Origin of the sequence: Microvirga brassicacearum (genome assembly GCF_008757455.1) — a bacterium.
In the GTDB taxonomy this organism is placed as follows: Bacteria; Pseudomonadota; Alphaproteobacteria; order Rhizobiales; family Beijerinckiaceae; genus Microvirga; species Microvirga brassicacearum.
In genome coordinates this window covers 1-13,115 of sequence record NZ_VCMV01000037.1, presented here as the reverse complement: position 1 = coordinate 13,115, position 13,115 = coordinate 1, and the positions used below count along the sequence as shown (strand labels likewise).

General features: G+C 62.4%; 13 protein-coding genes. 11 read left to right on the top strand and 2 right to left on the bottom strand.

All coding sequences use genetic code 11. From position 1 onward, the window contains the following. The 8 genes from FEZ63_RS19040 to FEZ63_RS19005 form a co-directional block, all read left to right on the top strand. Positions 1-151: aldehyde dehydrogenase family protein (locus FEZ63_RS19040; RefSeq protein ID WP_150947497.1), on the top strand; the 151-nt coding region annotated here is incomplete at its 5' end. 210 nt (positions 152-361) lie between these two features. Next, entirely contained in the window at positions 362-1,132 is a 771-nt protein-coding gene (locus tag FEZ63_RS19035) for an ABC transporter ATP-binding protein (protein ID WP_150947444.1), read from the top strand. Positions 1,133-1,170: 38 nt separating this feature from the next. Continuing rightward, positions 1,171-2,421 carry an amino acid ABC transporter substrate-binding protein gene (locus FEZ63_RS19030; protein ID WP_150947436.1) on the top strand — a complete coding sequence of 417 codons (1,251 nt, stop codon included), beginning with the start codon at positions 1,171-1,173 and terminating at the stop codon, positions 2,419-2,421. A 176-nt stretch (positions 2,422-2,597) separates the two neighbouring features. Next, positions 2,598-3,473 carry a branched-chain amino acid ABC transporter permease gene (locus FEZ63_RS19025; RefSeq protein WP_150947434.1) on the top strand — a complete coding sequence of 292 codons (876 nt, stop codon included), beginning with the start codon at positions 2,598-2,600 and terminating at the stop codon, positions 3,471-3,473. Beyond that, complete coding sequence (locus FEZ63_RS19020) at positions 3,470-4,498, top strand: branched-chain amino acid ABC transporter permease (protein ID WP_150947432.1); 1,029 nt, start codon at positions 3,470-3,472, stop codon at positions 4,496-4,498. The genes FEZ63_RS19025 and FEZ63_RS19020 overlap by 4 nt, the downstream gene beginning before the upstream one ends. Before the next feature lie 5 nt (positions 4,499-4,503). After that, complete coding sequence (locus tag FEZ63_RS19015; RefSeq protein ID WP_162419786.1) at positions 4,504-5,235, top strand: ABC transporter ATP-binding protein; 732 nt, start codon at positions 4,504-4,506, stop codon at positions 5,233-5,235. Beyond that, entirely contained in the window at positions 5,232-6,389 is a 1,158-nt protein-coding gene (locus FEZ63_RS19010; RefSeq protein WP_150947428.1) for a M20 family metallopeptidase, read from the top strand. Before FEZ63_RS19015 ends, FEZ63_RS19010 begins: the two co-directional genes overlap by 4 nt. A 61-nt stretch (positions 6,390-6,450) precedes the next feature. Continuing rightward, the gene (locus FEZ63_RS19005; RefSeq protein WP_150947426.1) at positions 6,451-7,299 is read left to right on the top strand and encodes a polysaccharide deacetylase family protein; all 849 of its coding nucleotides are present in this window, start codon (positions 6,451-6,453) and stop codon (positions 7,297-7,299) included. Positions 7,300-7,351: 52 nt separating this feature from the next. Here the strand turns inward: FEZ63_RS19005 and FEZ63_RS19000 are convergent, their stop codons facing one another. Beyond that, positions 7,352-8,044: a GNAT family N-acetyltransferase gene (locus FEZ63_RS19000; protein WP_150947425.1), complete on the bottom strand. Its 693-nt coding sequence runs from the start codon at positions 8,042-8,044 to the stop codon at positions 7,352-7,354. Between the two features lie 309 nt (positions 8,045-8,353). Continuing rightward, on the bottom strand, positions 8,354-9,268 hold the full coding sequence (locus FEZ63_RS18995; protein WP_150947423.1) for a LysR family transcriptional regulator: 915 nt from the start codon (positions 9,266-9,268) through the stop codon (positions 8,354-8,356). 128 nt (positions 9,269-9,396) lie between these two features. Between FEZ63_RS18995 and FEZ63_RS18990 the strand changes: the two genes are divergently transcribed. From FEZ63_RS18990 to FEZ63_RS18980, 3 genes are all read left to right on the top strand, one after another. Beyond that, the gene (locus FEZ63_RS18990; RefSeq protein ID WP_150947421.1) at positions 9,397-10,839 is read left to right on the top strand and encodes an MmgE/PrpD family protein; all 1,443 of its coding nucleotides are present in this window, start codon (positions 9,397-9,399) and stop codon (positions 10,837-10,839) included. Then, entirely contained in the window at positions 10,839-12,008 is a 1,170-nt protein-coding gene (locus FEZ63_RS18985; protein ID WP_150947419.1) for an acyl-CoA dehydrogenase family protein, read from the top strand. Before FEZ63_RS18990 ends, FEZ63_RS18985 begins: the two co-directional genes overlap by 1 nt. A gap of 11 nt (positions 12,009-12,019) precedes the next feature. Next, on the top strand, positions 12,020-13,115 hold a 1,096-nt coding region (locus FEZ63_RS18980), incomplete at its 3' end, for a CaiB/BaiF CoA transferase family protein (RefSeq protein WP_150947417.1).

Genomic DNA, 13,115 nt, shown 5'->3' with positions numbered 1-13,115 from the left:
GAGCGGCATGGTCGGCGTCAATACCGGCCTCCTCGCCAACGAGGCCGCACCCTTTGGTGGCGTCAAGCAATCCGGCCTCGGCCGCGAAGGCTCGAAATATGGCATCGAGGGCTTCCTCGAAATCAAATACGTCTGCCTCAGCGGAATTTGACGGAGGTCATTTCGACAGGAGAGCCATGGGCGGCGTTGCGCCCATGGCTCTCCTTGCGCAGCCGCATATGAGGTGGTGGTTGCCGGCTGGTGGTCCCAAAAATAAATCGGATGCGTTCTAAGCCCGGTCGGCGACCGGGCTGCAAAGGTTTGCGCTTGACATCGTGCATCAGTGATGGCGCAATTCGAAAGGCAATTAGAGCGTATCGGTATGCAATGCGATGACCACGACGGGGAACTTCTGATCAAAACGCGCGCTTCGAAGCCCCTTGCGGCGCTGCTCGGCGCCCATGGATTGCGGTATGCATATCGCGGCATCCAGGCGGTGCACGACGTTTCAATCACGGTAGGCGAGGGCGAGATCGTCGCATTGCTCGGCGCTAACGGGGCGGGCAAGAGCACGACCGTCAAGATGATCGCGGGTGCATTGCGCCCTGCTGCCGGAGCGGTGTCCTGGGCCGGCAAGAATGTGACGGGTTTTCCCTCCTACGCGATGGTTCAGGAGGGGGTCACGCTTGTGCCGGAAGGCCGTCTCGTCTTTCAGCACATGACGGTTGAGGAGAACCTCCAGGTCGGCGGCCATGTGCGGCGTGCGAGAGCCGAGTTTGCGGTCAATTTCGAGCGCGTCCTCGAAGTTTTTCCGCGTCTCGCCGAGCGGAGACGGCAGAATGCCGGCTCGCTGAGCGGCGGCGAACAGCAGATGGTGGCGATTGCGCGCGGGATGATGAGCTCGCCCCGGCTGATGATCCTCGACGAGCCCTCACTGGGCCTGAGCCCCCTCCTCGTGCAGCACATGTTCGAGCTGATCCGCAGGCTGAACCAGCAGGGCATCAGCATTCTCCTGGTCGAACAGAATGCGCAGCAATCTTTGCGAATTGCGGATCGGGCCTACGTCCTCGAGAAGGGGCGGGTGGTGCTGGCCGGAACAGGCCAGGAAATGCTCGTGAATCCGTTCGTCAAACAAGCCTTCCTGGGGCTTTAGTCATTCATGTGGAAATTTCCGTTGAAAGGGTGAGATCGATGGCGATCACGCGCAGGCAAGTTTTAAGGACTACGGGATCAGGGCTGATCGCGGCGGCAGCGGCGCGGTATCTTCCGGCTGGAAGTGCCCACGCCCAGGCGGGCGCCAAAACTCTAGTCTTCGGCGGCTCGATCCCGATGAGCGGAGCTAGTGCGGAAACCGGGCAGAATGTTCTGTTTGGCTACCGCGCTGCGATTAAGAAGATCAACGAAGATCTGGGTGGCGTCAAAATCGGCAACGAGACCTACAAGCTCGATGTGAAGATGTTCGACGACGCGAGCGACCCGTCGCGTGCAACGACGCTGATTCAGCGTCAGGTCGACGAGGGGATCAACTACTTCCTCGGCTCCTTCGGCAGCAATATCGTGCTTCCCAGCTGTGCGATCACCGAGCGCGCACGCCGGCCGATGGTTCAGGCGGGTGCCGGATCCGATCTGGTATTCACGCAGAAAAGAAAATATGTCTTCGGCGTCTTTCCGCGCGCCTCGCTCCAGTTCGAAACATCCGCCGATTTCCTGAAGAGCCTGACGCCGGCCGTGAAGCGCGTGGCGTTCATCTATACCAACGACGCCTTCTCGAAATTCCAGGCCGAAGGCGGCAAGAAGGCGCTTGAGGACAAGGGCATGTCGGTCGCCGACATGATCCAGCTTCCGGCCCAGGTCAGCGATGTCTCGACCGTCCTTTCGTCTATCCGCGCGAATCCGCCCGACGTCCTCATCTGCTGCGTTCACGATGATGCGGCGATCCTCATCGCGCGCCAGATGGTCTCGACCGGAACGAACGTCAACCTGCTCTATCAAACCCTCGGACCGCAGACGGAGGCCTATCGCCAAGCGCTTGGCAATTACGCCAACGGTGTCGTCACGCAAGCCTATTGGTCCGAAGGTGCGGCCTTCAAGGGCTCCTATTTCGGCACCGCCAAGGACTTCGCGGATTATTACCGGAAGAATTTCGATCGCCCGCTCACCTATCACATGGCAAGCGGAGCGGCCTGTATTCTGGCCTATGTGGAGGCCATGAAGAATGCGGGGTCGATCGCCCCTGAGGACGTCCGGGATGCCCTGGCAAAACTCGACTTCAAGTGCTTCTACGGCCATATCCGCTTTACCGCGGATGGCGACGGCGATCCCAAACTCCTGGGACCGCTGATCGTGCAGAACCAGAGCGGCAAGGTCGAGGTGGTGTTTCCCGAAGAGGCGGCGGCGGCAAAGGCCGTCTACCCGGTCCCGTCCTGGAAAGACCGCGCCTGACGGGTCAGTCTCGATAATCGCCACAGGCGCGCAAGCGGCGAGGGTCGCTTGCGCTGAGAGTATCCGGCCCAGACACACGCATTGTTTCCGCTGGGTGACCAACCGGGAAGGCCTGACAATGCGGTTCGCCGCCAAGTGAGACATGACAACAGCCGGAAAATGAGGAGTAGAATGGCGTGGTTGCATTACAAACCCTGATTGACGGTTTGATACTGGGAGGCGTGTTTTCGCTGGCGGCGGTTGGTTTTTCGCTGATCTTCGGCGTGCTTGGCATCGTCAATCTGACGCACGGCATATTCGTCGTCGCGGGCGCTTACATCGCACTGCTGCTATGGTCCGGCCTCGGCCTCGACCCTCTGGTAGGCATTCCCGTCATCATGGTGGTGCTCTTTGCGACCGGATACGTTTATCAACGCACCATCATCCAATGGGCGACGGAGCGCGCGACGGTGGTTGCGTCCCTGCTCGTCACGTTTGGCGTGGCGCTGGTGATGCGCAATATCCTGCAGCTCATTTTTTCCTCCGACATCCGCTCCATCAGCCCATCCTACAGCTTCGTCAGCTTCAGCCTTGGGGATCTGCGGATCGATGCCGTGCGTGTGGCTGGATTGACGACCAGCCTCGTGCTGCTGACCGTGCTCACCTTGTTCCTGTCTCGCACGTCCTTCGGGCGGATGATCCGCGCGACGGCGCAGCAACCGCTCGCCGCTGGCCTCAGCGGCATCAACGTCCCTCACGTCTACGGTCTGACATTCGCCCTTGGCGCGGCATTCGCCGGCGCCTCCGGAGCGGTCATCGGCATCGTTGCGCCTTTCTCGCCCGCGACGGAGGCGATCTGGACGCTGAACGCCTTTGTGGTGGTTGTGCTTGGCGGTGTCGGCAGCCCGGCCGGTGCACTCCTTGGCGGACTGCTGCTCGGGGTGATCAATACGATGACGGCGCAATATATCGGCCCCTCCTTCACCAACGCCACGATGTTTCTGGTTCTGGTCCTCATGCTCCTGGTGCGCCCGCAAGGATTGATGGGCAATGCTTTCGGGGAATCCAGATGAGGCCGCTGTCGCTGAAGCCGCTGCTCGCCCTCGTCGTGGGCGTTGCGGCCGTGGCCGTTTTCACGGGGCTGCCGGCGATTCTGCCGCCGTTCTACATTCGCGTGCTTCAGGTCTTTTTCTTCTCGGCGGGTCTTGCGCTCAGCTGGGGATTGTTGGGCGGTTTCGCCGGGTACTGGAGCTTTGGCCATACGGCTTTCATCGGGATCGGCGGCTTCACGGCCGCTCTCGTCTCCTCGCATCTGCTCGGCGGTGGCGGGACCGGCTGGGGGATGGTGGTGACGGTCGGTGCTGGAGGGCTGGTCGCGGCTTTGTTTGCCCTAGTCCTCGCGTATCCGCTCCTGCGTTTGCGCGGAATCTATTTCGCCATTGCCATGCTGGGAGTGGGCGAGGTCTTCAGCGAGCTGTCGAGCAGCATCGACTGGATCGGCGGCGGGCTGGGGCTGACTTTGCCGGCGGGAACGGACCTCGATATTGCTCCCGAGGTCTTCTACTATTACGTCTTCCTGGTCCTGATGGTGGCGATCCTGCTGATCTCCGCCGCCACCAAGCTGAGCCGCTTCGGCTACGGGCTCATGAGCATTCGCGAGGACGAGGATACCGCGCGCATGCTCGGAGTTCCGACCGAGCGGTACAAGATTCAAGCCTTCGTCCTGAGTGCATTCCTGGTCGGCACGCTCGGCGCCGTTTACGCCTACAGCCTCGGCTATTTCAGCACGCCGTCCCTCTTCCGGGTCGACTTCAGCCTCAACATGATCGTTCACAACATGATCGGCGGCATCGGCACCATCGCGGGTCCGGTCATCGGCGCCGCCATCATGGTTTTTCTGACGAATGTGGTGCTTGGCTCGTTCCTGAGCGTGCATCTCCTATTGACTGGTGCCCTCGTGGTCCTGATCGTGCTCCTCGCTCCGACTGGGTTGCTTGGTCTCGCCGCTCGGTTGTGGCAACGGGACCCACCGGAGGAGGAGCCGACAAGTCCGACGCGCGAACGCGAACGCCGCCTCACAAACGAGCCAGCGGAGTGATGACGATGGACAGCGACACCATTCTGCGAGGGCGCGGCGTCTCGAAGCAATTCCGCGGATTGCGGGCTCTGTCGGACATCGAATTCGACATTCCGCGTGGCAGCATTTGCGGCCTCATCGGCCCGAATGGCGCCGGCAAGTCGACATTGTTCAATCTCATCACCGGCTATTATCCCCTCACCAGCGGAACGATCGAGTTCAACGGGGCTCGCATTGACGGCCTGGCGACGACGCGCATCAGCCGGATCGGGATTGGACGGGCATTCCAGATCGCCAAGCCATTCCCGGACATGACGGTCTATGAGAATGTCCGTGTCGGCGCGCTCTTCGGGCGCGAAGGACAGCGCGACGTCAAGGAAGTGGTCGAACAGGCGATGAATCTCATGGGCCTCTCGCATCTCGCTCAGCGCAAAGCTTCGAGCCTCACCGTCGGCAGTTTGCGCAAGCTAGAGGTCGCGCGCGCGGTTGCAACACGGCCCGAATTGCTGCTCGCGGACGAGCCCTGTGCGGGGCTCAACGGCACCGAAACGGCCGAGATGATCGAATGTCTCCGCCGGGTCCGCGATCAGGGCACGACCGTCTGGCTCGTCGAGCATGACATGCGGGCGGTCATGAGCATTTCCGAGCGGGTCTTCGTCATCGATGCCGGAACGAAGATCGCCGAGGGAGCGCCCGACGTGATCGTCAACGACCCGCGGGTGATCGCCGCCTATCTCGGCGCCGAGCCGGTGGCATGACGGGAGCGGCGCATCCCGGTCTGGTCGATCCGGCGGAGATCGACCCCGCTCCACACCTCGCCCGGATCGGCGAGTGGGTCGATGTCGAGACCCCCACCGACGATGGCCCCGCTGTAACCCGCCTCGTGGCCAAAATTCATCAGGCCCTCACCGGTGACGGAATCGACGCAGAGCGCATCGCCGGGCAAGACGGACTCGGCGATCATCTGCTGGCGCGAGTTCCAGGGCGAGGCAACGGCCCGGGCGTGCTCGTGATGGCCCATCTCGACACGGTCTGGCCCGTCGGAACGCTCGCTATGCGCCCCTTTCGTCTCGATGGCGACCGTGCCTACGGGCCGGGGATCTACGACATGAAAGCGGGCGGATATCTCGCGCTCGCGGCGCTTCGGTATCTCGCCCGTTCAGGCAGCACACCAGAGCTTCCGGTGACGCTGCTCTTCACCTCCGACGAGGAAATCGGCAGTCCCACATCCCGCGCGTTGATCGAGGCGGAATCGCGTCGCGCCCGCTATGTTCTGGTGCCTGAGCCCAGCATTGGCCCGGACCGCGCCGTCGTGACATCACGCAAAGGGTGGGGGCGCTTTCGCCTGCGCGTCGAGGGACGGCCCGCTCATGCCGGCGGCAATCATCAGGAAGGCCGCAGCGCCGTTCTCGAACTGGCGCGGCAGATCGTGGCCCTCGAGGGACTGACCGACTATGCCCGCGGCGTGACCGTGAATGTCGGCGTGATGCGCGGCGGGACGCGACTGAACGTGGTGCCGGCAGAGGCCGAGGCGGACATCGACGTAAGGATTCCGAGCCTTGCCGAGGCGGAGCGCGTCATGCCGCTCATCTATGGCCGGCAGCCGCTCGGTGCGGATGTGCGAGTGGTGGTCGAAGGCGAACTGAACCGGCCGCCCTTCGAGCGCACGCCCGGCGTCGTCGCCCTCTACAGAACGGCGAAGACCATGGCGCAAGAACTCGGTTTCGACCTGCCGGAGACGAGCCGCGGCGGAGTCAGCGACGGCAATTTCGCGGCCGCTCTGGGAATTCCGACGCTCGATGGCCTCGGATGCGCCGGAGACGGCGCCCACGCCGAACATGAGCACATTCTCATCTCCTCGATCCCGGAGCGCCTCGCCTTGATGATCCGCCTGATGGCAACCTTGGCTTGAGGTGCCGCGAGCTTGTGGTTCGAAACACCGCTTCCCCGCAATTTCGTGAACGAGGACACCCATGAAACAACACGCCGTCTGCCTGACCTTCGACTTCGACGCCATGTCCGTCATGATTGCCCGCGACCTCAAAAGCCCGACGCCGATTTCCCGGGGTGAGTTTGGTGCTGTTGCCGTGGGGCGGATCCTGACCCTGCTCGAAAAATATCGTCTCAAGGCATCGTGGTTCGTTCCCGGAACGATCGTCAAGACCTACCCGGACCATGTCCGCCGTATCGTCGATGCCGGCCACGAAGTCGGCAATCATGGCTGGACCCACGTGCCTCCCGCCAGTCTGTCTCCACAACAGGAGGAGGAAGGCTTGCTGCGGGCCAATGAGGCGATTGCAGAGATTGCAGGGCGAAACCCGCGGGGCTACCGGTCTCCATCCTTCGACCTGAGCCCGGTGACCGTCGGTCTGCTTTTGAAGCATGGCTTCGTGTACGAGAGCAGTATGATGGGCCACGATCACCATCCTTATTTCGCCCGCCACAACGACATCGTCTCGGACCACGAGCCGATCGTCTTCGGCGAGACCACGAACCTGATCGAAATGCCAGTGAGCTGGTCGCTCGACGACTATCCCCATTTCGAATTCATGCGGACGAAGGACTTCGTCCTGCCCGGCCTGCAGAATGCTGGTCTCGTGCTGGAAAACTGGGTTGAGGATTTCGACTACATGAAGCGCACGGAAGAATGGGGAGTGCTGACCTATACGTTCCACCCGTTCGTTTCGGGCCGCGGCCACCGGATGATTCTCCTCGAGCGCCTGATCTGCTCGCTGCTCGAGCGTGGCGCCCACTTCCTTACCATGGAGGAGGCCGCGTTGGAGTTTCGCGCACGCAGCGCGACCAGCGTAACGGGGACCTGACGAACGACCTCTGACGACAGGCCCGCTCGTGCGGAGCGGGCCCGCGTGTCGGTCAGCGCCACTCCCTCATTAGATCCGACAGGGAAACCCGCTGCCGTCCGTCAGCGTCGAAGTTTTCCGGCGAGAGCCATGCCTCGAAAGCCATTTTGCGGCCGGGCCAGTCACGATCCAGCATGGCGAACCAGGCCGTATCGCGATTTTCGCCCTTGACCACCATGTGCTGACGAAACAGACCCTCGGGGGAAAAGCCATAGCGCAGGGCAGCCCTCTTCGACGGCTCGTTGAGATCGTTGCACTTCCACTCCAGCCGCCGGTAGCCGAGGTCGTCGAAGACATGGCGCGCCAGCAGGTAGACCGCCGCCGATGCCACCCGCGTCCCCGCGATGTCTGGTCCGAAGAGAATATTGCCGATTTCGATGACGCCATGCGGCCGGTCGATGCGCATCAGGGCCAGGCGGCCTCCGACGCGACCGGTCGCCTTGTCCACGACCGTGAAGAACAGCGGGTCCTGCGAGGCCGCCGAACGCGTCAACCACGGCTCGAACGAGATTCGATCGGCAAAGGGCCGGTCGCCGAGATAGCGCCATAATCTGTCCACCTCCGGACCCGACCCGGCACGATACAGATCCTCGCCGTGACGAACGGGGTCGAGGGGTTCAAGGCGCGCGTAGCGGCCATCGAGGATGACCGGGCGCGGCCCTTCGCAGCCCGTCCAATGGGCGAGGCGTTGCTGATTGTCTGACATCGGAAACCCTGGTGGCGAGCTGACCTGGAAACGAACACGTGGCGCGACGCCACGGCCATTCTGGGCTTCCCGTGGCGCGACGTCCTCAAAATTCGTAAGGCGAAATAAAAGAGGACCTATGGTCCCAGACCACAGAATACCTGGTATAGGACGATATTCTAAAAAGCGGAGAGACGATCGACCTTTTTTGGATTTGCGTAACTCACCCATGCTAGCAATTCGGTCAATTTATCTTACGACGGCCAGATGCGACGGCGCGGGAGCGTTCGAGGAGTGGATCCGTGCTGACGAACAGATCTTGATGATGTCTTACTTCCGACATCCCGGATCGGAGTGGAGAACCAGATAATCCACGAGTTCGCGCGCGAAACTAGGCAATCCGGGGAGGCTCTGCACGCATATTTTTAGCTCCCGAACAGCCCATGGATCGCGCAGCGCGACGATGTGGATCGCGTGGCTGCCTGCGAGCCGGGCGGCGACAGAGGCGGGCAGAACGCCCACTCCGACATCCGCCTCGACCATGCGGCAGAGCGCCTCGAAGCTCGACACTTTGATGCGGATGTTGATGCTCGCACCCAACCCACTCACGATCTGGTTGACGAACCCATAAATCGCGCTGTCCTGATGAAGCGATACGAAGTTCTGCGACAGGGCGTCGGTGAAGTCGATGTCGTGGCGATCGCTCAGGGGATTGCTGCGGGCGACGGCGAGGACGAGGCGGTCCTTCTGGTACGGTATGACCTCAAGCTCATCGGTCCGCACGTTTCCGGCCAAAATGCCGATATCGACGCTGCCATCCGTGACGGCGCGCGCGATCTCTGGGCTCAATCGTTCCTCAAGATCGATATCGACCTGCGGATGCGTGGCAAGGAAGCTGCTGAGTGCCTCGGGCAGGACTCCTGTCATTGCCGTCGTATTAGCGAAGATCCGCACCTGCCCCTTCAGGCCCCGGGAAAAAAACTGCAGGCTGCCATGCAGCCGCTCCAGCTCCTGCAAGACATTAATGGCGTGGCGAAGAAGCGCCTCACCTGCCGGCGTCAGGATGACGCCCTGGCTGCGACGGATGAACAGCTGGATATCGAGGCTTTCTTCGAGATTCTTGAGACGGGTGCTGGCAGCTCCTACCGACAGACACGACCGCTCCGCCCCGCGCGTGAGGTTCCCAGCCTCGGCAATATTGAGGAACAGCCGCAAATCGACGAGGTCGTATCGCGTGCTTGTCATCCGGCGCGCCTGGAGAGCATCTTCCAAGGGAGCAAAGGCCCACTTTGGCAATAACGAATTGCACGCATGAGCCGCACATGCTGCATTCTGGGCGACTTTGCAACCTCCGGCCCAAGGCCTTTTCTCCAATGCAACATTCTTCCCTATCCCCGAGCGCCGAGCTCGCAGCCTTCGCGGCCGCCCTGCGCTACGAAGACATTCCTGCGGATGTCGTGGCGCGCGCGGAGGACCTTTTCGTCGATTGGGTCGGATCGGCGCTCGCCGGAAAGGGCGCGCGTCCCGTCGAGGCGATTGCAGCCTTCGCGCGTGCCATGGGCCCCACGGACGGCCCCTGCGAGGTTCTGATCGATCGAACATCGACCAATCCGCTGATGGCAGCGCTGGTCAACGGCGCCGCCTCCCACTTTGCCGAGCAGGACGACGTGCATAACGGTTCGGTGTTTCACCCAGCGGCCGTTGTCTTTCCCGCAGCTCTTGCGGTGGCGCAGGCGAACCAGGCTTCGGGCCGGGACTTCATCGTGGCGGCAACCGCTGGTTACGAAGTCGGCATCCGGGTCGGCGAATTTCTGGGGCGCTCGCATTACAAGATCTTCCACACGACCGGCACGGCCGGCGCGCTGGCTGCCGCAGCGGCGGTCGGGCGCCTTCTCAATGTCGATGCCGAGCAGATGCTTCACGCTTTCGGATCGGCGGGCACCCAGGCGGCCGGGCTTTGGGAGTTCCTGCGGGACGCAGCTGATTCCAAGCCCCTCCACACCGGCAAGGCGGCAGCCAACGGCTTGATCGCCGCCTATCTGGCAAAAGAGGGTTTTACGGGCGCACGCCAGATCCTCGAAGGAATGCAAGGCATGGCCGCCGGCATGTCGAGCGATGCCGACCCGACTAGACTCAAGGTCGGTCTGGGCACCCGCTGGGCGCTCGCCGAGACGTCTTTCAAGCTCCACGCCTCCTGCCGCCACACCCATCCGGCGGCCGATGCGCTTCTCAAGGCGATGACCGAAAACAACCTGTCGATCGATCAGATCGGCAGCGTGACAGCGCTCGTGCATCAGGGCGCGATCGATGTCCTCGGGCCGGTCGTCGATCCGGCGACGGTGCATCAGGCGAAGTTCTCCATCGGCACCACCCTCGGCCTCATCGCCGCGTTCGGCCGGGCCGGGATGAACGAATTCGAGCAAGGTTACGCGCGGCCGGATGTGGTCGCGTTCCGCAAGCGGGTCGCGATGCAACTCGATGAGGAGGTGAACACGGTCTATCCGGAGCGCTGGATCGGCAAGGTCAAGGTCGAAACCAGCGACGGCCGTCAGATCGAGGCGCGGGTTGACGAGCCCAAAGGCGATCCCGGAAACACGCTCTCGCGCAGCGAGATCGACGCCAAGGTCTCAGGGCTCGCCGCCTTCAGCGGCGCGTTGAGCGAGGTCGAGATCGGCGCCACCCTGTCGCGCCTGTGGGGGATCACGGAAGCGAACCGCATCGGCCGCCTGATCCCCACGCCTGCAAAAAAACTGATTCGCGCACCAACGACAATCGGGACCGCCAAAAGGGCACCCATGCAATACGGACGAGAGTGATGATTGAAGATCTACCGCAGGGCGACGATGTGAGGCAGATCCGGGAAAACGTGCGCAAGCTCTGTGAGGCTTTTCCCGGCGAGTATTGGCGCAGGCTCGATCGCGAGGCGGCCTACCCGACGGAGTTCGTGACGGCCCTGTCGAAAGGCGGCTATCTCTCGGTGCTGATCCCGGAGGAATATGGCGGCTCGGGCCTTCCCCTCACGGCCGCCGCTGCGATCCTCGAGGAGGTTCAGAAGGCCGGCGCCAATGGCGGGGCCTGTCATGCGCAGATGTACATCATGGGTGCGCTTCTGCGGCACGGCAACGACGTGCAGAAGCAGAAATACCTGCCGCGCATCGCCTCCGGTGAGTTGCGCCTGCAGGCGTTCGGCGTGACGGAGCCGACGAGCGGCACAGATACCACCTCAATCCAAACCTTTGCCCGGCGCGAAGGCGATCACTACGTGGTCAACGGCCAGAAAGTGTGGACCTCGCGGGCCGAGCATTCCGACCTTATGCTGCTCCTCGCCCGCACCAAGCCGAAGGAGCAATCCGCCAAACGCACGGACGGCATGTCAGTGTTCATTCTCGACATGCGGGCGGCAAAGAAGGACGGGCTGACCATCAAGCCAATTCGCACCATGATGAATCATGCTACCACCGAGGTCTTCTTTGACAACGTCAAGGTGCCTGCCGAGAATCTCATTGGCGAGGAGGGCAAGGGCTTTCGCTATGTGCTGTCCGGTATGAACGCCGAACGCATCTTGATCGCCGCCGAATGCGTCGGCGACGCCAAATGGTTCATCGACAAAGCCTCGTCGTATGCCAAGGAACGCCATGTGTTCGGGCGTCCGATTGGCCAGAACCAGGGCGTTCAGTTTCCCATCGCCAAAGCTTATGCGCAGATGCGCGCGGCAGAACTGATGGTGGACCGCGCCGCGAAGCTCTTCGAGGTTGGCGAGAATTGCGGAGCCGAGGCGAACATGGCCAAGATGCTCGCGGCTGACGCGTCATGGGCGGCTGCGGAAGCCTGCGTGCAAACTCACGGCGGTTACGCGTTCGCCGAGGAATACGACGTGGAGCGCAAATTCCGCGAAACGCGTCTCTATCAGGTCGCGCCGATCTCGACCAATCTGGTGCTGAGCTACCTCGCCGAGCATGTGCTCGGGATGCCGCGATCTTACTAGGGATTTTTTAGATGTCCGCTCCCCTGAAGGATCTCCTCGTCGTGGCCATCGAACAGGCGGTGGCGGCTCCGGCCTGCACGGCGCGTCTAGCTGATGCGGGCGCACGCGTGATCAAGATCGAGCGGTCAGAAGGCGAGACCGCGCGCCATTATGACCGCGCCGTCCACGGAACGAGCGCTTATTTCGCGTGGCTCAACCGCGGCAAGGAAAGCGCCGTCCTCGATATCAAGGATCCCCGCGATCGCGCGCTCGTCGAACGCATGGTGAGCTGTGCTGACGTGTTCGTACAGAATCTCGCGCCCGGAGCCGCCTCCCGCATCGGGCTCGGCTCCGCCGATCTCGTTGCCCGTTATCCGCGCCTGATTGCGGCCGACATCGTCGGCTATGCACAGGACTCAAGCTATCGCCACATGCGCGCCTACGACATGCTCATTCAGGCGGAAAGCGGACTGTGCTCCGTCACAGGGACGCCTGATGCCCCGAGCAAAGTCGGCGTCTCCATTGCGGATGTGTGCACCGGCATGAACGCGCATGCGGCTGTCCTGGAGGCTCTCATCGAGCGAGGCCGGACCGGCCGGGGTCGGAGGATCGAAATCGCCATGTTCGACACGATGGCGGATCTCATGAGTGTGCCGCTGCTGCATTACGAATATGCTCACAAGGAAACACCGCGGACGGGCCTCAGCCATGCGGCGATTTATCCTTATGGCACCTTAGCGTGTCAGGACGGCGTGATCATCGTGGTGGTGCAAAATCCCGGGGAGTGGGCGCGCTTCTGCGAAGGGGTTCTCCGCCGCCCCGACCTCGTCACGGATCCGCGCTTCCTGGACAATCCCTCGCGCGTTGCCAATCGCCAGGAGTTGGATGCGATCATCAAGCCGATTTTCGCTCCTCGACCGAAGGCCGAGATGATCGCACGCATCGAAGATCACAAATTGGCCTGGTCCAACGTGTCCACCGTGGCCGACCTCTCGGCGCATCCGGCGCTCCGGCGGGTCGAGATCGACATCCCTGACGGCGTTTTCCGCGCCGTCGGATCACCACTGCACCGCGATCTCGAACCCCGCCCAGTGCCCGCCCTCGGCGCCCATACCGATAGTATCCGTG

Coding starts and splice junctions, on each gene's coding strand:
- FEZ63_RS19035 (WP_150947444.1), top strand. CDS start 362: ATGCAATGCGATGACCACGACGGGGAACTTCTGATCAAAACGCGCGCT.
- FEZ63_RS19030 (WP_150947436.1), top strand. CDS start 1,171: ATGGCGATCACGCGCAGGCAAGTTTTAAGGACTACGGGATCAGGGCTG.
- FEZ63_RS19020 (WP_150947432.1), top strand. CDS start 3,470: ATGAGGCCGCTGTCGCTGAAGCCGCTGCTCGCCCTCGTCGTGGGCGTT.
- FEZ63_RS19015 (WP_162419786.1), top strand. CDS start 4,504: ATGGACAGCGACACCATTCTGCGAGGGCGCGGCGTCTCGAAGCAATTC.
- FEZ63_RS19010 (WP_150947428.1), top strand. CDS start 5,232: ATGACGGGAGCGGCGCATCCCGGTCTGGTCGATCCGGCGGAGATCGAC.
- FEZ63_RS19005 (WP_150947426.1), top strand. CDS start 6,451: ATGAAACAACACGCCGTCTGCCTGACCTTCGACTTCGACGCCATGTCC.
- FEZ63_RS19000 (WP_150947425.1), bottom strand. CDS start 8,044: ATGTCAGACAATCAGCAACGCCTCGCCCATTGGACGGGCTGCGAAGGG.
- FEZ63_RS18995 (WP_150947423.1), bottom strand. CDS start 9,268: ATGACAAGCACGCGATACGACCTCGTCGATTTGCGGCTGTTCCTCAAT.
- FEZ63_RS18990 (WP_150947421.1), top strand. CDS start 9,397: ATGCAACATTCTTCCCTATCCCCGAGCGCCGAGCTCGCAGCCTTCGCG.
- FEZ63_RS18985 (WP_150947419.1), top strand. CDS start 10,839: ATGATTGAAGATCTACCGCAGGGCGACGATGTGAGGCAGATCCGGGAA.